This window comes from Janthinobacterium woesei (assembly GCF_051380875.1).
GTDB lineage: Bacteria > Pseudomonadota > Gammaproteobacteria > Burkholderiales > Burkholderiaceae_D > Janthinobacterium.
Map to the genome: position 1 here is coordinate 24,398 of NZ_JBNYXW010000004.1, position 24,585 is coordinate 48,982.

The 24,585-nt window shown below is 62.5% G+C and carries 21 protein-coding genes; 12 read left to right on the top strand and 9 right to left on the bottom strand.

The features are described from left to right. Positions 1-32: 32 nt before the first annotated feature. The 3 genes from ACQ4W6_RS04945 to ACQ4W6_RS04955 all read right to left on the bottom strand — a co-directional run bounded on the left by ACQ4W6_RS04945 (position 33) and on the right by ACQ4W6_RS04955 (position 3,118). The gene (locus tag ACQ4W6_RS04945; RefSeq protein WP_436566073.1) at positions 33-935 is read right to left on the bottom strand and encodes a LysR family transcriptional regulator; all 903 of its coding nucleotides are present in this window, start codon (positions 933-935) and stop codon (positions 33-35) included. Positions 936-1,015: 80 nt separating this feature from the next. Then, positions 1,016-1,936 (bottom strand): pseudouridine-5'-phosphate glycosidase, encoded by a 921-nt coding sequence (locus ACQ4W6_RS04950; protein ID WP_436566309.1) that lies wholly within the window; start codon positions 1,934-1,936, stop codon positions 1,016-1,018. 24 nt (positions 1,937-1,960) lie between these two features. Beyond that, the gene (locus ACQ4W6_RS04955) at positions 1,961-3,118 is read right to left on the bottom strand and encodes a carbohydrate kinase family protein (RefSeq protein WP_436566074.1); all 1,158 of its coding nucleotides are present in this window, start codon (positions 3,116-3,118) and stop codon (positions 1,961-1,963) included. A gap of 392 nt (positions 3,119-3,510) precedes the next feature. On the opposite strand from ACQ4W6_RS04955, the gene xapA reads away from it, so the two are divergent. From xapA to ACQ4W6_RS04990, 7 genes are all read left to right on the top strand, one after another. Beyond that, the gene (xapA, locus tag ACQ4W6_RS04960) at positions 3,511-4,350 is read left to right on the top strand and encodes a xanthosine phosphorylase (protein WP_436566075.1); all 840 of its coding nucleotides are present in this window, start codon (positions 3,511-3,513) and stop codon (positions 4,348-4,350) included. Between the two features lie 120 nt (positions 4,351-4,470). Continuing rightward, positions 4,471-5,664, top strand: a complete 1,194-nt coding sequence (locus tag ACQ4W6_RS04965; RefSeq protein WP_436566076.1) for a phosphopentomutase — start codon at positions 4,471-4,473, stop codon at positions 5,662-5,664. Further along, positions 5,661-6,620, top strand: coding sequence for a deoxyribose-phosphate aldolase (gene deoC, locus ACQ4W6_RS04970; protein WP_436566077.1), 960 nt, complete (start codon positions 5,661-5,663; stop codon positions 6,618-6,620). The genes ACQ4W6_RS04965 and deoC overlap by 4 nt, the downstream gene beginning before the upstream one ends. A gap of 12 nt (positions 6,621-6,632) precedes the next feature. Then, the gene (locus ACQ4W6_RS04975) at positions 6,633-9,014 is read left to right on the top strand and encodes an aldehyde dehydrogenase family protein (protein WP_436566078.1); all 2,382 of its coding nucleotides are present in this window, start codon (positions 6,633-6,635) and stop codon (positions 9,012-9,014) included. A gap of 140 nt (positions 9,015-9,154) precedes the next feature. Next, positions 9,155-10,477: a thymidine phosphorylase gene (deoA, locus tag ACQ4W6_RS04980; RefSeq protein ID WP_436566079.1), complete on the top strand. Its 1,323-nt coding sequence runs from the start codon at positions 9,155-9,157 to the stop codon at positions 10,475-10,477. A 55-nt stretch (positions 10,478-10,532) separates the two neighbouring features. After that, positions 10,533-10,940 (top strand): cytidine deaminase, encoded by a 408-nt coding sequence (locus ACQ4W6_RS04985; protein WP_035824999.1) that lies wholly within the window; start codon positions 10,533-10,535, stop codon positions 10,938-10,940. A 10-nt stretch (positions 10,941-10,950) separates the two neighbouring features. Further along, positions 10,951-12,162, top strand: a complete 1,212-nt coding sequence (locus tag ACQ4W6_RS04990) for a nucleoside deaminase (RefSeq protein ID WP_436566080.1) — start codon at positions 10,951-10,953, stop codon at positions 12,160-12,162. On the opposite strand, the gene ACQ4W6_RS04995 is transcribed toward ACQ4W6_RS04990, so the two are convergent. The 6 genes from ACQ4W6_RS04995 to ACQ4W6_RS05020 all read right to left on the bottom strand — a co-directional run bounded on the left by ACQ4W6_RS04995 (position 12,159) and on the right by ACQ4W6_RS05020 (position 17,105). Then, positions 12,159-13,322 (bottom strand): dipeptidase, encoded by a 1,164-nt coding sequence (locus ACQ4W6_RS04995; protein WP_436566081.1) that lies wholly within the window; start codon positions 13,320-13,322, stop codon positions 12,159-12,161. The genes ACQ4W6_RS04990 and ACQ4W6_RS04995 overlap by 4 nt on opposite strands. A gap of 11 nt (positions 13,323-13,333) precedes the next feature. Beyond that, entirely contained in the window at positions 13,334-13,756 is a 423-nt protein-coding gene (locus ACQ4W6_RS05000; protein ID WP_436566082.1) for a VOC family protein, read from the bottom strand. A gap of 133 nt (positions 13,757-13,889) precedes the next feature. After that, positions 13,890-14,162: a hypothetical protein gene (locus ACQ4W6_RS05005; protein WP_436566083.1), complete on the bottom strand. Its 273-nt coding sequence runs from the start codon at positions 14,160-14,162 to the stop codon at positions 13,890-13,892. Between the two features lie 146 nt (positions 14,163-14,308). Next, a complete protein-coding gene (locus ACQ4W6_RS05010; protein ID WP_436566084.1) occupies positions 14,309-14,830 on the bottom strand; it encodes a hypothetical protein in 522 nt (173 codons plus the stop codon). A 91-nt stretch (positions 14,831-14,921) separates the two neighbouring features. Then, positions 14,922-15,599 carry a TetR/AcrR family transcriptional regulator gene (locus ACQ4W6_RS05015; protein ID WP_436566085.1) on the bottom strand — a complete coding sequence of 226 codons (678 nt, stop codon included), beginning with the start codon at positions 15,597-15,599 and terminating at the stop codon, positions 14,922-14,924. Between the two features lie 9 nt (positions 15,600-15,608). Further along, positions 15,609-17,105 carry an aminotransferase-like domain-containing protein gene (locus tag ACQ4W6_RS05020; RefSeq protein ID WP_436566086.1) on the bottom strand — a complete coding sequence of 499 codons (1,497 nt, stop codon included), beginning with the start codon at positions 17,103-17,105 and terminating at the stop codon, positions 15,609-15,611. Positions 17,106-17,303: 198 nt separating this feature from the next. On the opposite strand from ACQ4W6_RS05020, the gene aptA reads away from it, so the two are divergent. From aptA to ACQ4W6_RS05045, 5 genes are all read left to right on the top strand, one after another. After that, a complete protein-coding gene (gene aptA / locus ACQ4W6_RS05025) occupies positions 17,304-18,620 on the top strand; it encodes an omega-aminotransferase AptA (RefSeq protein ID WP_436566087.1) in 1,317 nt (438 codons plus the stop codon). 9 nt (positions 18,621-18,629) lie between these two features. After that, positions 18,630-20,132 carry a CoA-acylating methylmalonate-semialdehyde dehydrogenase gene (locus tag ACQ4W6_RS05030; RefSeq protein WP_436566088.1) on the top strand — a complete coding sequence of 501 codons (1,503 nt, stop codon included), beginning with the start codon at positions 18,630-18,632 and terminating at the stop codon, positions 20,130-20,132. 50 nt (positions 20,133-20,182) lie between these two features. Next, positions 20,183-21,550 carry an NAD(P)-dependent oxidoreductase gene (locus ACQ4W6_RS05035; RefSeq protein WP_436566089.1) on the top strand — a complete coding sequence of 456 codons (1,368 nt, stop codon included), beginning with the start codon at positions 20,183-20,185 and terminating at the stop codon, positions 21,548-21,550. After that, positions 21,550-22,827 carry an NAD-dependent dihydropyrimidine dehydrogenase subunit PreA gene (preA, locus tag ACQ4W6_RS05040; RefSeq protein ID WP_436566090.1) on the top strand — a complete coding sequence of 426 codons (1,278 nt, stop codon included), beginning with the start codon at positions 21,550-21,552 and terminating at the stop codon, positions 22,825-22,827. The genes ACQ4W6_RS05035 and preA overlap by 1 nt, the downstream gene beginning before the upstream one ends. 272 nt (positions 22,828-23,099) lie before the next feature. Then, a complete protein-coding gene (locus tag ACQ4W6_RS05045) occupies positions 23,100-24,584 on the top strand; it encodes an NCS1 family nucleobase:cation symporter-1 (protein WP_436566091.1) in 1,485 nt (494 codons plus the stop codon). Position 24,585: the final 1 nt, after the last annotated feature.

Here is a 24,585-nt window from a genome sequence, read left to right on the forward strand (position 1 = left end):
GAAACACATATAAATGACTGGACTGCCTGGATTCAGGCGCCTGGCGGATTGAGAATATTCAGGAAGGCCCGCACGACAGGGGCGTCGTCGAGCGTGGTGTAACTGATATACAGGTTGGCCGACGGCGGATTGGTCTTGATCGGCAGAAACACCACACCGGGCCAGCCGATGCGGCTCGTCGTTTCTGGCACCAGGGTCACGCCCAGACCCGCGCCGACCATGGCCAGCAGGGTTTGCGGTTCGCTTGCTTCCTGAAAAATCACCGGTTCAAAGCCCGCATTGATGCAGCATTGCACCAGATAGCGGGGAAAGGCCGACTTGTCCAGGGTCAGGCTCAGCATGGGTTCGTGGGCGATGTCGAGCAACTCGATGGCCGTGTTCTTTGCCAGTGGATGGTGTTCATTGACGGCCACGCAGACGTTTTCGCGGAAGCAAAGTTCCTGGCGTAAATTGTCGTGGCGCAAGTCGTCATCGTTGAGTTTGGGTTCGCGCCAGAAGCCCACGTCGATCTGCTTGGCGCGGAGTGCTTCGTATTGCACCGTGGGGCCGAGTTCGTGGATGGTCCAGGTGACACGGGGAAACTTGGTCTGGAATTCTTCCAGCAGGCTGGGGATGGGGCCCCACATGGCCGAGCCGACGATGCCTACGCGCAAGCGGCCCACTTCGCCGCGGTCGATCTGGCGGATGGTATCGATGGTCATGCGCATCTTGGCCAGCAAGTCGGCCGCTTCGTTCATCAGCGCCTTGCCCGCCACGGTCAGTTCGAACGTACGCGTAGTGCGCGCAAACAGGCGTACGCCCAGTTCGCTTTCCAGTTTCATGATCTGCTGGCTCAGGGGCGGCTGCGAGATATGCAGGCGCTCGGCGGCGCGGCTGAAGCTTTTCTCCTCGGCAACGGCAAGAAAATACTTTAACTGTTTAAGATCGATGGACATGCTTTCCTTGCGTTGCGTGTGCTAAGCGGGAACAGCGCGCGGACCCATGAAGGTGCGCGCGCTTCTTTACAGCAGTCCTATTATCGTGCCACCACCGCCTGCATGGCAATGGCCAGTGCCGTCCCGACCTGGGCATTGTGCTTGACCAGGGCGATATTCGTCGCCAGGCTGCGTCCGTCCGTCAGTTGCTTGATGCGCGACAACAGGAATGGCGTGACTTGCTTGCCCTTTACGCCGCCCGCGTCCGCTTCCTGCAGCGCTTGCGTGGTGATCGTGTCGATCTCTTCCTTCGGCATGGCTTGCGCGGCTGGCACGGGATTGCTGACGACCACGCCGCCTGCCAGGCCCAGCTGCCACTTGGTGTTGATGAAAGCCGCCTGTTCGGCTGGCGTATCGAGGCGGAAATCGGCCTTGAAGCCGCTTTCGCGCGTGAAGAAGGCGGGGAAACCGTCCTGGCCGACGCTGATGACGGGCACGCCATGCGTTTCCAGGTATTCCAGGGTCAGGCCGATGTCGAGGATCGATTTGACGCCTGCGCAAACGACGGCGACCGAGGTTTGCGCCAGTTCCTGCAAGTCGGCGGAAATGTCGAAGCTGGTTTCCGCGCCGCGGTGCACGCCGCCGATGCCGCCCGTCACAAACACGGCAATGCCGGCCAGTTCGGCGCAGATCATGGTGGCAGCCACGGTGGTGGCGCCCAGTTTGCGCTGCGACAGGACAAACGGCAGGTCGCGGCGGCTGACCTTCATGGCGTCGGGCGAGGTGCCCAGCAATTCGAGCTGCTCGGGCGACAGGCCCACGCAAATCTTGCCGTCGATGATGGCAATGGTGGCTGGCACGGCGCCGCCGTCACGGATGATCTGTTCCACTTCGCGCGCCATTTCCACGTTTTGCGGATATGGCATGCCGTGCGAAATGATGGTCGATTCCAGCGCCACGATGGCTTTGCCGGCTGCGCGCGCGTCGAGTACTTCTTGCGAGAAGGAAAGGAAGTTGTGCAGTTGGGGCTTCGATTGGGTCATGGTTCAGTCCTGTTGAAAGAGGGTAGGAGGGGGTGGCGCCAGGTCGGCGTCGTCAATATCATCGAGTGCATCGGCTGAAATCAGCGGCGACACGGTGGCGGCCGATTCAAGCGTCATGGCGGCCAGTTTCAGGCCGCGCCGGCACGCCAGCTTCAGGTCTGCGCTGTTGTGGTAGAGCGACCAGCAGACGGCGGCAGAGAAGGCATCGCCGGCGCCCGTCACGTCGACGGCGTCCACTTCGCGCGCGGCCAGGTGCACGATAGGCGCGTCCAGGGTGTCGCCATCGGTAAAATATACGCCTTCGCCGCCACAGGTGACGATCACCTGGCGTGCGCCCTGGCGCTGCACTTCGCGGCAGGCGGCGCGCAGCTCGGCTGCCGTCGGCAAGGCGCGCGCGACGCGCGTTTCCAGTTCGCCGCGGTTCAGTATCAGCAGGCGCAAGCCCGTCAGGTCTTGCGGCAGATGCGCCATTTTCGGTTGCGAGACGGCGATGATGACCAGCGGGGTCGCTTGGGCAGCCTCCTGGCGCGCATCGGCCAGCAAGGCTTGCACGCTGTCGTGGCCCAGGTTCAGGTCGCATACGGTCAGGGCGGCGGCCGCGCGCTGCGGCTGGCGGCTGTGCAAAAAGGCTGGCGTCAACTGTTCATACAGTTGCATGTTGGCCATCGCCAGCAGCATTTCGCCATGTTCGTCGAGCACGGCCGTGTAAGTGCCACTGCTGGTGTTGCTCAAATGCAAGCTGCCGCGCATGTCGATGCCGGCGTCTTCCGCATGCGTTTGCAGGGCGTGGCCGGCGGCATCGTCGCCCAGCGCCGTCAGCAGGGCGACGGGGAGCGACAGGCGGGCCAGGTTTTCCGCGATATTGCGGCCCACGCCGCCAAATACTTCTTCCGAACGCACGGGGTTTGACGTGCCCATCTGCAGGGTGGCCAGGGTGCGCATCTTGCGGTCGAGGTTGGCAGCGCCTATGCACAGCACGGGGCGGCTGTCGGGCAGCACATAGGCACGTCCCAGCAGGCGGCGTTCACGGATCAAGCCGGCGATATGGCCGGCGACGGCCGAGCGCGACAAGCCCAGTTCGCTCGCCAGGTCTTGCTGCGAGATGAAGGGGTTGTTGCGGATCAGCGTATACAGCTGGTCTTTTTTATTGGTATCGGTCACAGGGTTTTCGCTGAAGGTTTAAACATTTGTCCGTAACTGTAAACATTTGTCTGTTTTGTGTCAAGCGTGCGCACAAATACCTGCGTGGCCCGCGTAATGCATCTATTTTCCGGGCATGGCAAGGCCGCAATCGTGGCTGGCAGGCATGGGCTTGCGTGGACTATAATATCGGCCATTTATATTTGAATTGTATAAATTGGCAAGAAAAATGGTATTTGCCATACATATTGCGTTTGATGCATAGTGGCGGCTGACAGTCGCAATACGCATTTGGCACTACCCACAAACCCCATACAAGCGCCAGTTTTTACCCGCTGCACCGGGGCGACGGCAGGTCGCCGGACACCACCGCGCAGGCAGCAACCATCATCATTAGTCACTAGAGGATAACCATGTCGAACAACACCCCTTTCCACGCCGCCGAAATCATCCGTGCCCGCGCCCCTGAAAATTTCAAGCCGCGCGTGGCGATGATCCTCGGTTCCGGCCTGGGCGTGTTGGCCGAGCAGATGACGGACGCCGTCAGCATCAGCTTTGACGAATTGCCAGGTTTCCCGATCAGCACCGTGCACGGCCATGCCGGCGAACTGGTGGTGGGCAACTTGTCGGGTGTCGCCGTGGTCTGCATGAAAGGCCGTGGCCATTTCTATGAAGGCTATGGCATGGGCGTGATGACGAGCGCTATCCGCACCTTGAAACTGCTGGGCTGCGAAATGCTCTTCGTGACGAATGCGGCCGGTTCCCTGCGCCCCGAAGTGGACGCCGGCAGCCTGGTCGCCATCAGCGACCATATCAACCTGTTGCCAGGCACGCCGATGGTTGGCCCGAACGACGACCGCTTCGGCCCGCGCTTCTTCAGCATGGCCAATGCCTACGATGCGGACCTGCGCAACCTGGTGAAGGAAACGGCTGCCTCGAATGGCATCACCCTGCACGAGGGCGTATTTGTCGCCTACCCAGGTCCGAACTTCGAGACGGCTGCTGAAATCCGCATGATGGCCCGCCTGGGCGCCGACACGGTCGGTATGTCGGTGGTGCCGGAAGTGGTCTCGGCCCGTCATTGCGACCTGAAAGTGGTGGGCGTGTCCGTCATTACCAACCTGGCAGAAGGCATGTCGCCATTCGCCCTGTCGCACGAACAAACCCTGAAATACGCGGCCATCGGCGCGAAAGACCTGGTCAAGCTGATCCTGGCCTTCCTGGCCAAAGTGGCAGAAAAACCGCAAGCCTAAGTACTCTTCTCTACGCAGTAGCGGCGCGCCATCCACCGGCGCTGCCGCGCGGCAGACCGGGAAAATCCGGCCTACACTGAGCGCATCATCCCGCATCACATCCATAAAGCGAGCCTTATCATGTCACGCGCATTTATCCTCCTGCTTGATTCCTTCGGCCTTGGCGCGACGCCAGACGCCGCCAAGTATGGCGACGCAGGTGCCAATACCTTTGGCCATATTGCCAGCACTGTCGCCAAAAGCGGCAAGACCTTGAAACTGCCTAACATGGAACGCCTGGGTCTGGGCGCCGCCGCCCACTTCGCCAGCGGTGAATGGGCCGCGGGCTTCGATCAGCGCGACGGTTTTACCGGCGCCTACGGCGCGGCGCGCGAGCGCTCCACCGGCAAGGACACGCAGAGCGGCCACTGGGAAATCGCCGGCGTGCCCGTCGAATTCGACTGGGGCTATTTCCCCCGCACCACGCCATCGTTCCCGGCCGACCTGACCGACAAGCTCAAAGCCATGTCGGGCGTGCCCGGTTTCCTCGGCGACTGCCACGCCTCTGGCACGGACATCATCAACAAGCACGGTGACGAGCACGTCGCCAGCGGAAAACTGATCATCTACACCTCGGGCGATTCGGTCATGCAGATCGCCGCGCACGAAGAGTCGTTCGGCCTCGAACGCCTGTACGCAGTGTGCGAAATGGCCTTCAAGCTGGTCGAGCCATACAACATCGGCCGCGTCATCGCCCGCCCGTTCACCGGCAGCAACGGCAACTATACGCGCACGTCCAATCGCCACGACTACGCCGTCGCGCCGCCAAGCAAGACCCTGCTGGACCACGTGAAAGACGCGGGCGGCGAAGTCGTCGGCCTGGGCAAGATCAGCGATATTTTCGCCACCCAGGGCATCTCGCGCGTCGTCAAGGGCGTCGACAACATGGCCTTGTTCGAAGCGCTGTTGAAAACGGCCGATGAAGTGCAGGACAAGTCGCTCACTTTCGTCAACTTCGTCGATTTCGACCAGGCTTTCGGTCACCGCCGCAATGTTGAAGGCTATGCCGATGCGCTGCGCGAAATGGATGCGCGCCTGCCGGAATTCATGGCCAAGCTGAAGCAAGGCGACCTGGTCGTGATCACCGCCGACCACGGCTGCGACCCGACCTGGCACGGCTCCGACCATACCCGCGAACATATTCCGATGATCTTCTTCGGCCCCGGCGTCGCTCCGCGCGCACTGGGCATTTCCGAGACCTTCTCCGATATTGGCCAAACCCTCGCCAAGCACCTCGGCGTACCACCACTTGCTAATGGAACCAGCTTGTTATGACACTCATGCACCCCGACTTCAAGCGTAACGAGGCCATTGGCCTCGACCTGGGCTGGATCAACCAGATTCGCGTCAACCGCGCCGCTACGGACCGCCGCGCGGCCAGCCTGGCGAACCGCCGTACGGTGAAAAAGGAATACCAGGCCGCCTGGCTGGTCAAGGCCATCCAGGTGATCGACCTGACCACCCTGGGCGGCGACGATACGCCGGGCCGCGTCGAGCGCCTGTGCATGAAGGCCATGCGCCCACTGCGCGCCGACCTGATGGCGGCATTGGGCCTGGCTGATTTGAGCACCGGCGCCGTGTGCGTGTATCACGAGATGATCGCCCCTGCCGTCAAAGTCATCCAGGGCCGCTTGCCCATCGCCGCCGTGTCGACGGGTTTTCCGGCCGGCCTGACGAGCATGGAAACGAAGCTGCGCGAGATCGAACTGTCGGTCGCAGCCGGCGCCACTGAAATCGATATCGTCATCACGCGCCAGCATGTCTTGAAAGGTAATTGGCAAGTGCTGTACGACGAAATGCTGGCCTACCGCAAGGCCTGCGGCGAAGCGCACGTGAAGGCGATTCTCGCCACGGGCGACTTGCTGACGCTGGAAAACGTGGCCAAGGCCTCGTGGGTGTGCATGATGGCGGGCGCCGATTTCATCAAGACCTCCACTGGCAAGGAAGGCGTGAACGCCACCATTCCCGTGGCCCTGACGATGGTGCGCACGATCCGCGAATACCATGAGCAGACAGGCTTCCAGGTGGGCTTCAAGCCGGCTGGCGGCGTCAGCTCGGCCAAGAGCGCGCTGCAATACCTGAGCCTGATGAAGGAAGAGCTGGGCAATGAATGGCTGCAACCGCACCTGTTCCGCATCGGCGCTTCCAGCCTGCTGACCGACATCGAGCGCCAGCTCGAGCACTACGTCACCGGCAGCTACTCGGCCAATCATCGTCACGCACAACCTTAAAGAACATTCGTCATGACTACAATTAACGAGATTCTCAACACTATGGACTACGGCCCTGCTCCCGAAAGTCAAAAAGAAGCGCAGGCGTGGCTGGACGGCCATCAGCGCAAATTCGGTCTGTTCATCGGCAATGCCTGGAGCGAGCCGGCTGAATTGTTCGCCTCGACCAATCCTGCCGACGGCAGCGCCCTGGCCGAGCTGACGCAAGCCACCGACGCCGACGTTGAACGCGCCGTGGAAGCGGCGCGCCGCGCGCTACCCGTGTGGCAAGGCATGGGTGGCCACGGCCGCGCCAAGGTCATGTACGCGCTGGCCCGTCTGCTGCAAAAGCATTCGCGCCTGTTCGCCGTGCTGGAAACCCTGGACAACGGCAAGACCATCCGCGAGACGCGCGATATCGACCTGCCGCTGGCCGCGCGCCATTTCTATCATCACGCCGGCTGGGCGCAGCTGCAGTCGGAAGAATTCGCCGACTACCGCGCCGTGGGCGTGGTGGGCCAGATCGTGCCGTGGAATTTCCCGCTGCTGATGCTGTCGTGGAAAATCGCCCCGGCCCTGGCCGCTGGTAACACGGTGGTCTTCAAGCCGGCCGAATTCACCTCGCTCACGGCCATGCTGTTTGCCGAGTTGTGCCTGCAGGCGGGCGTGCCGGCCGGCGTGGTCAATATCGTCACCGGCGACGGCCGCGTGGGTTCGGCCATCGTCAACCACCCTGGCGTCGACAAGATCGCCTTTACGGGTTCCACCGAAGTGGGCCGCTTGATTCGCCAGGCGACGGCCGGCAGCGGCAAGAAGCTGTCCCTGGAACTGGGTGGCAAGTCGCCATTCATCGTCTTTGAAGATGCCGACCTGGACGGCGCCGTGGAAGGCCTGGTCGACTCGATCTGGTTCAACCAGGGGCAAGTCTGCTGCGCCGGTTCGCGCCTGCTGGTGCAGGAGTCCATCCAGGAGCGTTTCCTGAATAAAGTGCGTGCGCGTATGGAAAACCTGCGCCTTGGTTCGCCCCTCGATAAATCGATGGACGTGGGCGCGCTGGTCGATCCGGTGCAGCGCCAGCGCATCGCCGCGCTGGTCGATTCGGCCCGCGCCGAAGGCTGCGACGTATGGCAACCGGCGTGCGAACTGCCGGCTGACGGCTCCTGGTTCCCGCCGACCCTGATCACGGGCGCGTCGACTTCGGCTGCCGTGGCACAAGCTGAAATCTTCGGCCCCGTGCTCGTCGCCATGAGCTTCCGTACGCCGCCAGAAGCGGTGCAACTGGCGAACAACACGGTGTACGGCCTGGCCGCCAGCGTGTGGACCGAGTCGATCAGCCTGGCGCTCGACATCGCTCCCGCCATCAAGGCTGGCGTGGTGTGGATCAATAGTGCGAACCAGTTCGACGCGGCCTGCGGCTTCGGTGGCTACCGCGAATCGGGCTTTGGCCGCGAAGGCGGCCGCGAAGGCATGCTGGAATACATGACGGCCCTGGCCGAAGATGCGCGCCCTGCGGCGCCTCTGGTCGAAGCCAAGGCCAAGGCCGCAGCAAAGCCGGCAGCCGCCGATCCGTTCGCCATCGACCGTACAGCCAAGATGTACATCGGCGGCAAGCAGGCGCGCCCTGACAGCGCCTACAGCACCCCGGTGTTTGGCGTGAATGGCGCCTTGTTGGCCGAGGTGGGCGTGGGCAGCCGCAAGGATATCCGCAACGCCGTCGAAGCGGCCCACAAGGCGTCCGGCTGGACCAGCGCTACGGCGCATAACCGCGCGCAAGTGCTGTACTACATCGCCGAAAACCTGGCCGCGCGCGCCGATGAATTCGCCGCCCGCATCGCCGCCATGACGGGCAACAAGAACCCTGAGAAGGAAGTGCAGGCATCGATCGAACGCCTGTTCTACTACGCCGCATGGGCCGACAAGTACGACGGCCTGGCGCACCAGCCGCCAACCAAAGGCATCACCGTGGCGCTGAATGAAGCGGTCGGCGTGATCGGTATCGTTTGCCCGAACGAAGCGCCTTTGCTGGGCTTCATTTCGCTGGTGGCTCCTGCCATCGCGCTGGGCAACCGCGTAGTGGTGGTACCGTCGGAAGCGCATCCACTTTCCGCGCTGGACCTGTACCAGGTCTTCGACACGTCCGACTTGCCGGGTGGCGTCGTCAACATCATCAGCGGCAACGCCGACGAACTGGCACGCACGCTGGCCACGCACGCCGACATCGACGCCGTCTGGCGCCATGACGGCTCTGCAGAGGGCTGCGCGGAAGTTGAGCGCCTGTCGGCCGGCACCCTGAAACGTACCTGGGTCGGCGGCGGACGTGGCCGTGACTGGTATAGTGCCGCCCAAAGTGGCGGCCGCGCCGTGCTGGCGCATGCGTCGCAAGTGAAGAACGTCTGGATTCCTTACGGCGTTTAAGCAGGACAGGGCAGGACAGTGGGGCCGGATTTCCCGCGCAGCGATGCGCCGGGGTTCCGGCCCCAAGTTGCTTTCACAAGCCCGGCGCCAGCCGCACCCTGCGCCGCCAGAATTGAACATTACATATTGTCGGAGCTAGCATGTTTTTAACCCAAGAAATCATCCGCAAGAAGCGCGACAAGGGCGTCCTGAGCGCCGAGGAAATCCAGTTTTTCGTGCGTGGCATCACTGACGGCAGCGTCAGCGAAGGCCAGGTCGCGGCGCTGGGCATGGCCGTCTTTTTCAATGACATGAACATGGACGAACGCGTGGCGTTCACCCTGGCCATGCGCGATTCCGGCCACGTGCTGGACTGGCGTTCGCTGAACCTGCCGGGTCCTGTCGTTGACAAGCATTCGACGGGCGGCGTGGGCGACGTGGTCTCCCTGCTGCTGGGCCCCATGATCGCCGCGTGCGGCGGCTACGTGCCGATGATCTCGGGCCGTGGCTTGGGCCACACGGGCGGCACGCTCGACAAGTTCGACGCCATTCCAGGCTATTGCACGGTGCCGGACAATGAATTGTTCCGCAAGGTGGTGCAGGATATCGGCGTGGCCATCATCGGCCAGACGGCGCAGCTGGCGCCGGCCGACAAGCGTTTCTACAGCATCCGCGACGTCACCGCCACGGTGGAATCGGTGGCCATGATCACCGGCTCCATCCTGTCGAAAAAGCTGTCGGCAGGCCTGGACGCGCTGGTGATGGACGTGAAAGTGGGCACGGGCGCCTTCATGCCGACCTACGACAAATCGGTGGAACTGGCCGAGAGCATCGTCGCCGTCGGCAATGGCGCGGGCATGCAGACCTCGGCCATTTTGACGGACATGAACGAATCGCTGGCGCCCTACGCCGGTAATGCGCTGGAAGTGCGCGGCGCCATGGATTACCTGACGGGCCGTTCGCGTCCCGCGCGTCTGCATGAAGTTACCCTGGCGCTATGCGCCGAGATGCTGGTGCTGGGCGGCCTGGCCGCAACGGAAGAAGAAGCGCGCGTCAAGCTGATGGCGGCCCTCGATTCAGGCGAAGCTGCCGAGCGCTTCTCGCGCATGGTGTCGGCATTGGGCGGCCCGTTTGATCTGATCGACAATCCGGACAAGCACCTGGAAAAAGCGCCATTCGTCGTGCCTGCGCCAGCCCTTTCCGCCGGCTATGCCAATGTGCGCGATTGCCGCGGCATCGGCCTGGCCGTGGTGGCCCTCGGTGGCGGTCGCCGCCGTCCGACGGACAGCATCGACTTCGCCGTCGGTCTGACGGATCTGGTGGGCCTGGGCGAGCAGGTCGCCGTCGGCCAGCCGCTGGCCATGGTGCATGCGCGCACGGAAGCGGCGGCGCAGCAAGCCGTCAAGGAAATCCAGGACGCGTATGAAATCAGCGCGGTGGCGTTGACGGCCAATCCGGTAATTTACCGTACCATCCGTCCGTAAATTACTTTCATCCCCGGCATTTCAGCGGGGTTGACCCCAGTTTAGAAAGAATAAAATGAACAACCAAGAACTGATCGCCGAAGCCAACGCCGGCCGCGAACTGGCCTACGCGCCATACTCGCGCTTCAAGGTGGGCGCGGCCCTGCTGTGCAAGGATGGCCGCGTCTTCCGTGGCTGTAACGTGGAAAATGCCGCCTATGGCCTGTGCAACTGCGCCGAGCGCACGGCGTTCTTCAGCGCCATCGCGCATGGCTGTAAACCTGGCGATTTCGCCAAACTGGCCGTGACGGGTGACACGGTCGAGCCGATCTCGCCATGCGGCGCCTGCCGCCAGGTGATTTTCGAGATGGGTGGCGCCGATTTGCCCGTGATCCTCACCAACCTGAAAAACGACGTCATGGAAGTGACGGCGGGCTGGCTGCTGCCACACGGGTTTGGCAATTCCGATCTGGACATGAAGTAACAGGATCCGCTTGAACAAGACGATAGACATCCAGGCCGCTGTGGCGATTGCCGCAGCCGAAGCCCTGGCGGCCAAGACGCAGGGCACGTTCGGCGTGGGCGGTGTGCTGCTCGATGGCGCCGGCAACGTGCTGCAATCGATGCACAATAACGTCGTGCGCCAGGGCCTGGTATTCGATCCCACCGCGCATGGCGAACGCCAGCTGGTGGACTGGTATTTTGCCGAGCGCGCCAAGGGCACGCCCTTGCCGCCGCCGGGCGAACTGACCATCGTCACCTCGCTTGACCCCTGCTGCATGTGCACGGGCGCGATTCTGGCAGCCGGCTTCAATGTGGTAGTGGCCGCGCCCGATGTCAATGCGGGCATCAATTACGATGGCGCCGCCAGTTTCACGGCCTTGCCGGCACCGCTGCAGGCGCAGGCGGGGCGCAGCTTTTGCTATCCGGCCGTGCGCGGCGCCAGCGTGTATGCCCGCGCGCCGTCGGGCGCCGCGCCCAGGTCTTTTTTCATCGGCAAGAGCATCCACGAGGCGACGCAGGCATTGTGTTCGCTGGTGTTTGAGTCGACGTCGGCGCGCGTGATGCAGCTGTTGAACGCCGGCGACGATGGCCACCGGCGCGATCCTGCCACCTTGCCATCCGAGCATGCCGTGGTGCGCGCCTTGCGCCGCCGCTATCCCGATGCCCTGACCTACCGCTGCACACCGCATGCGCCCGATGCGGGCCTGGCGCCATTCCTGCAGGCGGCCATGGAGCAGGATGCGCGCGATGGCGGCCAGGGCGATGCAGCCGCCTTGCTCGATTCCTTCGGCAACCTGCTGCTGTGCATGCCGGGCCAGCTGGCGCACTCCCTCATTCGCACGCCCTTCATGGAGTGCACGCGCCAGTACGCGCAATTGCGCTATGAACTGATGGCGGGCGCCGAGCCGGCACTGCAGGAGGAAATTAAAAGCTATCTGGGGCACCCCAAGCACGGCACCTTCGTGCTGGCCATCGGCCCGGACGATAGCGCCGCCAGTTTCATGAACCTGGGTGCCTATGGTTCGACCATGGAAGGTGCGCTGCCGGAAAATAATCCGGCGCAATTCCAGTACGTGCGTCCGGCGATCGGCCAACATGCCTTGCACTCGCTGTGCGGTGTCATGCCGCCGCTGTACCGCCATCTGATCAAGGTCAGGCCGAGCCAGGTGGCGAACCAGGCCCTGATCGCGGCCCTGTCTTAGGCGTCGTCGTCGGGCAGGTTCCTGAGCAGGAAGTCGCGCACGTTGCCACCGGCGACGCGGCGTATCTGCGCTTCCGACAGGCCCGCATCGAGCAGCGCCTGTGTCAGGCGCGGCAGTCCTGCCGCATCGATGGCGGTCGTGACGGCGCCGTCGAAGTCCGAACCGTAGGCCACGTGCTGCGCGCCGATCAGCTTTACCGTGTAGCCGATGGCGCGCGCGATCGATGCCACATCCTTGCCGCAGACAGCCGTGTTCCAGAAGCCAATGCCCACCAGGCCGCCCTGGGCGGCGATGCGTTTCAATTGGCTGTCACTGAGATTGCGTCCGTTGGCGCAGGTGCCGCGCACGCCCGTATGGGACACCGTCACGGGGCGTGTCGCCAGTGTCAATACGTCGTCGATGGTAGCGGGCGAGGCATGCGCCAGGTCGACGATCATCTTGCGCTGCTCCATGGCGCGCAGCCATTGCCTGCCCAGCGGGGTCAAGCCGCCTTTTTTCAAACCATGCTGGGAGCCGGACAGTTCCGTATCGAAGAAATGCGTGGGCGCGGCCATGCGGTAGCCTGCCTTGTATAGTGTATCGAGATTGGCCAGCTTGCCTTCCAGCGCGTGTGCGCCTTCCAGCGTCAGCCAGCCGGCCAGCAGGCCGGGATCTTGCTCGCGCGCGGCGATGAAGCTGCGCAGTTGGGCACGGCTGCCGATGACCCGGACCTTGCCATTGCTCTTGCCAGCTTGCTGGCGCAACGCGTCGGCCTGGTAGGTCGCGCGCGCCAGCAGGCTGTTCCAGGTGGCGGGCGGCAAGCCTTGCGCCACCACCAGCGCCGTGATGTTGTCCGTGTCGCTGCCGTTGCGCTCGATATTCATCTTGCGCGGCGTCTTGGTCACCACGGAAAATGCCTGCAGGGCCACGTTGCCCCGTTCCAGGCGGGGGAAATCGACATGGCCACGCTGGCTACCGCGGTTCAGGTCGCGCTGCCACAGCAGGCTGTCGGCGTGCAGGTCGGCGATCCACAGGCTCTGGTGCAAGGCAACGGCGGCTGTCGACGGCGCCTTGCCAGCCGGCGGATGCACTTGATTGAGGTGTTCGTCGACGAGGATGGGGGCGGACAGGAAGCCGCCGAGCAGCGCAAGGCTGGCGGCGGCGATGGTACTGATGATCATTGTTCTCCGTCTCACCATGGGTCGTAGGTGCCCAGGCTCCAGATGTGGCCTTCCGGATCGCGGCAGGTAAAGCCGCGTCCGCCGTAATCTTCATCCTTGATGTCGAGCACGATCTCGGCGCCCTCTGCAAGCGCGCTGCGGTAGACGGCATCGGCATCGTTGACGACCAGGTAGCTGCTTTGCGTATTCGCGCCACCGATGTCGCCAGGGTGCTGCATCAGGCGGCCGTATTCGCTGTCGATGGCGCTCGCCAGCATGATCATGCCATTGCCGAAACTGAGCTGGGCGTGCGCGATGCCGCCGTCGCTGTCGGGCACGATCAACTGTTTTTCAAAGCCGAATGCCTTGCAGAGCCAGTCGATGGCGGCTGGCGCGTCGCGGTAGCGCAGGCAGGGTATGGTGGTGGCCCTGGTAGCTTTTGCTGTAGTGGTCATATGGAAACTCCTGTAGAGGGATGGAGTAGCTTCGATCATGCATGTTCACCATGACCGGTGTGCATGGCCATGGTGTTGTACCTGTCATGACCGCGCTTCACTATATGCCACTCTCATGCGCCCTACAAGAGCGTCACGCTTGGGGCGGTTGTTCCGGCTGGGTAGCTTTTTTGTCCCAGCTGAAGCCGCCCGCCTTGCCGGCCCACTTCAGCAGCAGGAAGATGGCAAACAGGGTGATGGCCAGCGGCAAGATGGTGATGACGAAGGCGAGGCCAATGGCGCAGGCCAGCAGCATGGGCCAGGGCATTGCCGACACTGCGTCCAGGCCCTGGCGCGCATAGTCGCACAGCTCGTTCCAGAAGGCGGTGAAGGATGTGCTGCCCGGTGCCGAATTGATGTCTTTCATATTGCTCTCCTGTCGTCGTTGAGTGCCCGTTGCCGTCGTGATGGCCTGGCGATGATGCACTATAGCCAGGCTTTTGCTTGAGTGCACCCTGTCTGCGATGAACAGCAGCCTGGGCGGCACGAACGACGACATGCGGCGACAGGCCGTTACTCGAAGACTTTCAGCTTGAGCTGGACGCTGAGGGCGCCATACAGCCGGTCTTTATAGGATGGCACGATGGCGATATTGATGCCCACGCGCTGGTATTCATAGCTGATGGTGGGGACCAGGGCGGGGAACCAGCCGCCGTCGCGCATCTTCGGATAACCGCTGAAGCCGCCAACGACGGCGCCGACGCGAAACGGGCCCATCTTGATGGGCTGGTAATACACGCCCAGGTAATTGGAATACGCGCGGTCGCTATTGTAGAAGCGGCCAGCCGTGGCCGACGCGACGGTGGAAAAGCGGTATTCGGCGCCCAAGCCAGGATTGCTGTCGTTCAAGCCCTTGTCGCGTTGAAAATGATGCGAATAAAAGCCCGCATTGAGCCAGGTTTCGTTCAAAGGCTGGTTTTCTATCATGCCAAATGTCTGTGCCTGCGCTGCCGGGGCCAGCGCCAGCGCCAGCAGGGTGGCGCAGACGGCCTTGCCCAGTAATGACGCGCTGCGCGCCGATGACCATCGTTTCATGCCTGTTCCTTGTTCCGTATTTGTCCTGTGCATATTGCAAACGCTCCAGCGCGTCATGCTATCACCAGACATCTGTTTGTTGGGAATTTCATCACGGGCCGGGCGCTGTTACAGGCAGCGCGATGCTGGCCAGCACCATGTGCGTGATGAGGAGTTCGGCATCCTCGTAATCCTTGCGCGTCAGCTGCTTGCGGTCCAGCACCAGGGTCATCTGCGCCGAAAAATCCGCATACGATTGCGTCATGGCCCAGATGGTAAACATCAGGTGCGTGGCGTTGACGGGTGCAATCCTGCCGGCCGCGATCCATTCTTCGAAGACGGCGATATCCTTGCGCAGCAGGGGCACGACCCTGTCGCGTATCTGCGCGCCATACAGGGGCGCGCCATTGATCACCTCCAGCGCATACACGCGCGAAGCCCATGGCTGCTCGCGCGAAAAACGCAGCTTGGCGCCGATATAGGCACGCAGTACATCGCGCGGTTCGTCGTGCTCATTGGCCAGTATGTCCATGCGCGCCAGCCAGTCGTCGAGTACATCATCGAGCACGCGCTGGTACAGCAGCTGTTTGCTGGGGAAGTAATACATCAGGTTCTGCTTCGACATCCCGGCCCGCTCGGCGATGGTAGCGATCGATGCGCCTTCGTAGCCATTTTCCGCGAACACGCGCACGGCTTGCTCCAGGATGTCCGCTTCCAGGCGGTCGCGGTTTTGCAGGCGCCGGCCGCCAGCATTTTTCACTTGCGGGATGGAGGATTTGTCGCTGGCCATGGTCGCTCTCTAGCGGGGACGGATCGATTGCAGGAAGGCTTGCAGCACGGGCGTGTCGGTGTAGGCGACGTTAAAGCGGAACCACACCGTCTCGGGCGCGCGCAGCATGAAAAATTCGTTTGGCGACAGCAGGATGCCCGCCTTTAACGCCATGTCGGCGATGACTTTTCCGCTCCATTCCGGCGTCTGGACGTCGGGCCAGCCGGCGCTGACGAACATGCCGCCGCGCGGCCGCGCCACAGGTGCCATGCCCACCTGCGCCAGGCAGTCGATGCTGCGTTCGCGGGCCGCGTCGAGCTGCGCCACCAGCCGTTCGACCATGCGCTTGTAAGGCCGTGCGGAGATGGCATGGTAGACGGCGCGCTCGTTGATTTCCGACGTCGTCAGGCCCGCCAGCATCTTTACGCGCACCAGTTCGGCCACCAGCGAAAGCGAGGCGCAGATGGAGCCCACGCGCAGCACGGGCGACAGGGTCTTGGAAAAGCTGCCCACGCGGATCACGCGGCGCAAGCCATCCATGGCGGCCAGCGACGCTTCGCCGCGCGCCGCCATCTCGCGGTAAATATCATCTTCCACCAGCCAGAAATCGAATTGCTCGGCCAATGCCAGCAAGCGGTGCGTCTGCGCCTGGCTCAATGAGGTGCCCAGAGGGTTTTGCAGCACCGTGTTGACGAACATCAGTTTCGGCTGCGTACGGGCCGCCTCGCTGGCCAGCGCATCGAGATCAAGTCCTGCCTCGCCGCGCGCAATGCCGACCGGGATGCAGCCGTGGTGGCGTATCAGCGACTGCAAATTGCTGTAGCCGGGGTCTTCCACCAGCACCGTATCGCCCGGCTTGGTCAGGCTGCGCAGAATCAGGTCGAACGCGTGCGTGGCGCCATGTGTCAGCAAGACCTGGTCTGGCTCAACCTGGAACAGGTCTTCGGACAGGCTCGTCGCCAGGTGCTGGCGCAGCGAGGGAAAACCCAGAGGATGGCCATAGCCGCGCAGCCGGCTGGCGGGGATGCGCATGGCCTGGCGCACGGCATCGAGCACGGTCGCCTCGCCATACATCTCGGGCGGCAGCCAGCCCGCGCCCACGGGCAGCGCTTCCGACACCCCGGAATACAGGTCCGGCGTGAGCGCATCGATGGCGGTGGGACTGGGACTGGGATTGGCGTTGGCATTGGCATTGGCATGCGCGGCCGCCTGCGGCGAGGCGGCAATATCGTGGCGCGCGACGAAATAGCCGGAGCCGCGCCGTGACGATAACAGGCCCAGGTTGACCAGGCGGTCGTACGACTCGACGACGGTGAAGGTGGATACGCCATTGCACTTGGCAAACTGGCGCACGGACGGCATGCGTGTGCCAATGCGCAAGGCGCGGCTGCCTACCATGACACTGATGGCGATGACGATCTGTTCGACCAGGCCGCCTTTCTTGTTGCGGCCGATTTCCAGCACGGGCCAGCCGCTGGCATTGCCTGCGGCATCGTCCGTGCTGTCGTTGCTGGGCTGGTGCGTCACCGGTACTCCTTATGCTGCCCTGCACAAAATTGTAGTGGTTTTTTGACCTGTACGGTTGGGATACTTTACCGTTTGTGTATCTGTGCCATCGGGGTTGGCCTGTCTATTATTACATCAGCTTTTTGCCAACTGGTAAATTATTTTACGCCTCGTCAAAAATGATATTGCGCGGCGGCAGCCCATCCCAAGGAGAAGGTCATGAACACAGCGAGGCCGGAATCGATGTCGGCATTCTGGATGCCATTTACGAACAACCGGGATTTCAAGGCCAACCCGCGCCTGCTGGTATCGGCCGAAGGCATGTACTACAAGGACGTCGATGGCAATGCCATCCTCGATGGCACGGCCGGCCTGTGGTGCGTACCGTGCGGCCATGCGCAGCCGAAGATCGTCGGCGCCATCCGCGAGATGGTGGGGCAGCTTGACTTCGCGCCCACCTTCCAGATGGGCCATCCGGCAGCTTTTGAGCTGGCGGAAAAACTGATGGACTATACGGGCCACAAGTTCGGCCACGTGTTCTACACCAACTCCGGTTCCGAAGCTGTGGACACGGCCCTGAAAATTGCGCTGGCCTATCACCGGGCGCGTGGCGAAGGGGCTCGCACGCGGTTGATTGGCCGTGAACGCGGCTATCACGGCGTGGGCTTTGGCGGCATTTCCGTGGGCGGCATCGGCGGCAACCGCAAGACCTTCGGCCCCCTGCTGCCCGGCGTGGACCACTTGCCGCACACGCACAACCTGGAAAAGAACGCCTACACGGTGGGCGAGCCGGAATATGGCACGCACCTGGCCGATGAACTCGAACGCATCGTCGCGCTGCACGACGCTTCCACCATTGCCGCCGTCATCGTGGAGCCAGTGGCCGGCTCCACGGGCGTGCTGATTCCGCCGAAAGGCTATCTGAAACGCTTGCGCGAATTGTGCACCAAGCACGGCATCCTCCTGATCTTCGATGAAGTCATCACGGGTTTTGGCCGCATGACGACGCCGTTCGCGGCTGATTATTTTGACGTCGAACCGGACCTGATGACGACCGCCAAAGGCCTCACCAACGGCATGGTGCCGATGGGTGCCGTGTTCAGCAAAAAATACATCCACGACGCCTTTATGGATGCACCAGCCGGCATCGAACTATTCCACGGCTATACCTATTCCGGCCATCCGCTCGCTTGCGCCGCCTCGCTGGCGACGCTGGAAGTATTCGAGGAACAGGACATCCTGGGCCACGCGAAAGCGATGCAGGCGTATTGGAGCGACGCCGTGCACTCACTCAAAGGGCTGCCGCATGTGATCGACCTGCGCAGCATTGGCCTGATCGCCGGCATTGAACTCGAAGGCATTGCCGGCAAGCCGGGCACGCGCGCCTTTAACGCCTTTAAGCAAGCCTTCGCCGACGGCGTACTGATACGCACGACGGGCGACATCATTGCCCTGTCGCCACCGCTGGTGCTGGAAAAGCAGCACGTCGACGAGCTGTTCGGCAAGCTGGCGACAGTATTGAAAAATCTGGACTAAGGAAAAACCATGAGCGATCTCGATACCATCACCCACTTTATCAACGGCGCCAAGGTTGACACCAACAGCGGCCGCTATGGCGACGTCTATAACCCCGCCCTGGGCGTCCCGGTCGCCCGCGTGGCGCTGGGGACCGTAGAGGACGTCGATGCGGCAGTGCAGGCCGCCGCCGCCGCCTTCCCTGCATGGTCGGCCACGCCACCCTTGAGCCGCGCGCGCGTGCTGTTTCGCTACCTGCAGCTGTGCCAGCAGCACACGGATGAATTTGCCGCCATGCTGACGCGCGAACACGGCAAGACCTTTGCCGACGCGCAGGGCGAGGTGGCGCGCGGCATCGAGATGGTGGAATTTGCCGTCGGCATTCCGCAACTGCTGAAAGGGGAATTCACGGACCAGATTTCGCGCGGCATCGATGCCTGGTCCATGCGCCAGGCGCTGGGTGTGGTGGCCGGCATTACGCCATTTAATTTCCCCGTGATGGTGCCAATGTGGATGTTCCCCGTCGCCATCGCCTGCGGCAATACCTTTGTGCTGAAACCGTCCGAACGCGATCCCTCGGCCTCGATGCTGCATGCAAAATTGTTGAAGGACGCAGGCTTGCCGGACGGCGTCTTCAATGTGGTGCAGGGCGACAAGGTGACGGTCGACGCCCTGCTCGATCATCCTGTCGTGCAAGCCATCAGCTTTGTCGGCTCCACGCCGATCGCCGAATACATCTATGCGCGTGGCAGCGCCAGCGGCAAGCGCGTGCAGGCCCTGGGCGGCGCGAAGAACCACATGGTGGTGATGCCCGACGCGGACATGGACATGACGGTCGACGCCCTGATCGGCGCCGCCTACGGTTCGGCCGGCGAACGCTGCATGGCTATCTCGGTGGTGGTGGCCGTGGGCGATGCGGGTGACAAATTGATCGATGCACTGGCGCGGCGCACGGCTGCACTGAAAGTGCGCGACGGCATGGAGCATGGTGCTGAGATGGGGCCCGTGGTTTCGCTTGCGGCCAAGCTGCGTATTGAAAAACTGATCGGCGAAGGGGTGGAGCAAGGCGCCACTTTAGTCGTCGATGGCCGCAACCACGTGGTGGCAGGACGCGAAAACGGCTTCTTCGTGGGAGGTACCCTGTTCGATCACGTGACGCCCGACATGAGCATCTACAAGGAAGAAATTTTCGGTCCCGTACTGTGTATGCTGCGCGCGCCCGACGTGGTGCATGCGGTGGAACTCATAAACGCCAACGAGTATGGCAACGGCGTGGCCATCTACACGCGCGATGGCGGCGTGGCGCGCGAATTCGTGCGCCAGATCCAGGTCGGCATGGTGGGCGTCAACATACCTCTTCCCGTGCCCATGGCCTTCAACAGTTTCGGCGGCTGGAAGCGCAGCATGTTCGGCGACCACCACGCCTACGGCCCGGAAGGCGTGCGTTTCTATACGCGCCACAAGGCCGTCATGCAGCGCTGGCCCAACACGGCCAGCGCTGGCGTGGAATTTGCTTTTCCGCAGATGAAGTAAGGGCACGTATTTCAGAAAAATCCACAGCAGGAAATGACAAGGAAAGCGTGATGATCGAATCCCTACATTATTTGCCGCATCCTGCCTTGCCCAGCGCCGAGCTGGCGGGGCATTTCACAGACCTGGCGCCACCGTTGACGGCGCGCCAGGCAGCCATCGAAAGCGCACGCTGCTTGTATTGCTACGACGCGCCGTGCAGCCGCATCTGCCCATCGGAAATCGACGTGGCCAGCTTCATCCGCAACATCCACGACAAGAACATCAACGGCGCCGCAGCCGGCATCCTGAAGCAGAACATCCTGGGCGGCAGCTGCGCGCGCGTCTGCCCGACGGAAATCCTGTGCGAAGACGTCTGCGTGCGCAACCACGATGCGGAAGGCCAGCCCGTGAAAATTGGCCTGCTGCAGCGCTATGCCGTCGACCACATGCATTTTGCCAGCCATCCGTTCAAACGCGCGCCGGCCACGGGCAAAACCGTCGCCATCGTCGGCGCGGGACCTGCCGGCCTGTCGTGCGCGCACCGCCTAGCCATGCTGGGGCACGACGTGGTGATCTTTGAGAAGGAAAACAAGGCGGGTGGCCTGAATGAATATGGCATCGCCAAATACAAGCTGACAGACGACTTCGCGCAAAAGGAAATCGATTTCCTGCTGGGCATAGGCGGCATCACCATCCACTGTCAGCAGGTGTTGGGTGACAATGTGCAGCTGTGCGAGCTGCATGCCCGCTACGACGCCGTCTTCCTGGGCCTTGGCCTGGGTGCCAGCCGCAAGCTGGGCCTGACAGGCGAGGATGCGCCGGGTTTGCTGGCCGCCGTCGACTACATTGCCGCGCTGCGCCAGGCGGACGATCTGGCCACCTTGCCCGTGCCGAAGCGGGCCATCGTCATTGGCGCCGGCAATACGGCCATCGACATGGCCGTGCAAATTCAACGGCTCGGTGCCGAGGAAGTCACGCTGGTGTACCGGCGCGGCTTCGACGCCATGACGGCCACTCACCATGAACAGGAGATCGCCAAGGCGAACCAGGTGCGCATGTTGACCTGGGCCCAGCCGCAACAGGTGCTGCTCGATGCCTCCGGCAAGGTAGCCGGCATGCGCTTCGAGAAAACGCAGATGCAGGGCACGCGCCTGCTTGGCACGGGCGAGACGTTCGACGTGGCGGCCGACGCCATCTTCAAGGCTATCGGCCAAAGTCTCGATACCCAAGTGCTGCACGATCCCATGGCTTCCCTTTTGAGGCGCGAGGGTGACAAGATCGCCGTCGACGCGGGCCTTCGCACGGTGCTGCCGGGGATTTATGCGGGCGGCGACTGCGTGGCGCCGGGGCAGGACTTGACGGTGCAGGCCGTCCAGCATGGCAAGCTGGCCGCACTGGCCATTCATCACGATCTTCTTTCCAAGGTGGAGGCTGCATAATGGCTGATCTCAGCATCGAATTTTGCGGCATCAAGGCGCCGAATCCCTTCTGGCTGGCGTCCGCACCGCCGACCGACAAGGCCTATAACGTGGTGCGCGCCTTCGAGGCGGGGTGGGGCGGCGTGGTATGGAAGACCCTGGGCGAAGATCCGGCCGCCGTCAACGTCTCTTCGCGCTATTCCGCCCTGTATGGCAAGAACCGCGAAGTGGTGGGTTTCAACAACATCGAGCTCATTACCGACCGTTCGCTGGAGATCAATCTGCGCGAAATCACGCAAGTAAAAAAGGACTGGCCTGACCGCGCCATCATCGTCTCCTTGATGCTGCCGTGCGAGGAGCACTACTGGGCCGACATCCTGCCAAAGGTGGAGGCGACGGGCGCCGATGGCATCGAGCTCAATTTCGGCTGCCCGCATGGCATGCCGGAGCGCGGCATGGGCGCCGCCGTGGGCCAGGTGCCCGAGTACGTGCAGATGGTCACCGCCTGGTGCAAGAAGCACAGCAAGCTCCCCGTGATCGTCAAGCTCACGCCCAACATTACGGACGTGCGCCTGCCGGCGCGTGCGGCCAAGGCGGGCGGCGCCGATGCGGTTTCACTGATCAACACCATCAACTCCATCACATCGCTGGACCTGGACCGCATGGTGGCCTTGCCCATCGTGGGCGGCGCCAGCACGCACGGCGGCTATTGTGGTGCGGCCGTCAAGCCCATCGCCCTGAACATGGTGGCCGAAATCGCCCGTGATCCGCAGACGCGCGGCTTGCCCATTTCTGGTATCGGCGGCATCGGCAACTGGCGCGATGCAGCCGAATTCATCGCCCTGGGCGCCGGCTGCGTGCAGGTGTGCACGGCCGCCATGCTGCATGGTTTCCGTATCGTCGAAGAGATGAAGGATGGCCTGTCGCGCTGGATGGATGAAAAGGGCTACGAACGTATCAGCGATTTTTCCGGCAAGGCCGTGGCCAACACGACGGACTGGAAATACCTGGACATGAATTACCAGGTCATCGCGCAAATCAACCAAGACGACTGCATCAAATGCGGCAAGTGCTACGTGGCCTGCGAAGACACCTCGCACCAGTCCATCGCGCAACTGATCGACGCCGCCGGCACGCGTACCTATGAAGTCATCAAGGATGAATGCGTGGGCTGCAACCTGTGCGAAATCACCTGTCCGGTGCAGGGTTGCATCACGATGGTGCCGCAGACCACAGGCAAACCTTACATGAACTGGACGCAGGACCCGCGTAACCCGCGCGCATTGGTGACGGCCTAACATAAGCTACTGCGCGTCGCGCTTTGCGGCCTGTGATGCTCACCGTGCTCTAGCACGGTTGCGCTTCTCGGCCACAAACCGCTGCCGCTCGCTACGCTTCTGTTAGCCATTGTAAGGCTAACGTCTGGCTAAAAAAACAGGGCACGATTTTTGCATGTGTTTGATTTGTAAACATTCCCCAGTCTTGCGGTAAGCTAGGCCGCAGCCGTTTCCACATTGCAGTATCCCTGGCATCTTCAAGTTGCCAGCGGTCTAACCGATGGAGAATACCTGTGAACCACGACTATTCAGGCAACACGCAGCTATGGAACGAAGACCTTGCGCCCACCACGGCGGCGCAGCGCACCTGGCGCTGGTATCACTTCGCCGCGCTGTGGGTCGGCATGGTGATGTGCATCCCCGCCTATACGCTGTCGGCCAGTCTGATCGATAGCGGCATGTCCGGCTACCAGGCCGTGCTCACGGTATTTATCGCCAACGCCATCGTGCTCTTGCCCATGCTGCTGATTGGCCACGCGGGCACCAAGTACGGCATCCCGTATGCGGTGCTGGCGCGTGCCTCGTTCGGCACCATGGGCGCGCGCTTGCCAGCGCTGATGCGCGCCATCGTCGCCTGCGGCTGGTATGGCATCCAGACCTGGTTCGGCGGCCAGATGATCTACACCCTGATGGGTGTCCTGATGGGGCATGAACTGGGCGGCGAGAAGATCGCAGGCCTGGGCATCAACGGCAGCCAGCTGCTGTGCTTCCTGGCTTTTTGGGCCATCCAGTTTTACTACATCTTGCACGGCATGGAATCGATCCGCAAGCTGGAAACCTACACGGCGCCGCTGAAAATTCTCATCTGCTTCGTGCTGCTGTACTGGGTGCATACCAAAGCCGGGGGCGTAGGTGCGCTGCTGGACCAGCCATCGCAATTCATCCCCGGCGGTAAAAAGGCCGGCCAGTTCTGGAGCGTCTTCTGGCCATCGCTGACGGCCATGGTGGGCTTCTGGGCTACCCTGGCGCTGAACATTCCCGACTTCACGCGCTTCGCCAAGACCCAGCGCGACCAGATCGTCGGCCAGTCGATCGGCTTGCCCGTGCCCATGGGCCTGTTGGCCATGCTGGCCGTGATCGTTACCTCCGCTTCCGTCGTTTTGTACGGCAAGGCCATCTGGGATCCCGTCGACCTGGCCAGCCGTATGACGGGCGCCGCCGTGTTGATCGCGCTGATCATTCTCTTGATCGACACCGTCAGCGTCAACCTGGCGGCCAATCTGGTGGGGCCAGCGTATGACTTTTCCTCGCTGGCGCCGAAGCAGATTTCGTACAAGATGGGCGGCTACATCACCGCCTTCATCGCCATCGTCATGATGCCGTGGAAGGTACTGGAATCGACGCAGGGCTATATCTTCACATGGCTGATCGGCTATTCGGCCCTGCTTGGCCCCATCGCCGGCATCCTCATTGTCGACTATTACTTTGTGCGCAAGACCCAGCTCGACGTGAAGCAGTTGTATCGCGACGATGGCGTCTACTCGTACGGCAATGGCTGGAACATGGCGGCCTTGATCGCCTTTGTCATCGCCGTGCTGCCGAATATCCCGGGCTTTTTGAACGCGGCCTTTCCCACGGCCTTTCCCGACGTGGCCGAAGGCTTTAAAACCGTCTATACCTACGCCTGGTTCGTGGGCGTGGCCATCGCCGCAGTCGTCTATGGCGTCATGATGAAGGGCAAGGTAGTGGCACACATGCAGCAGGCGCCGCTCGCTTGAT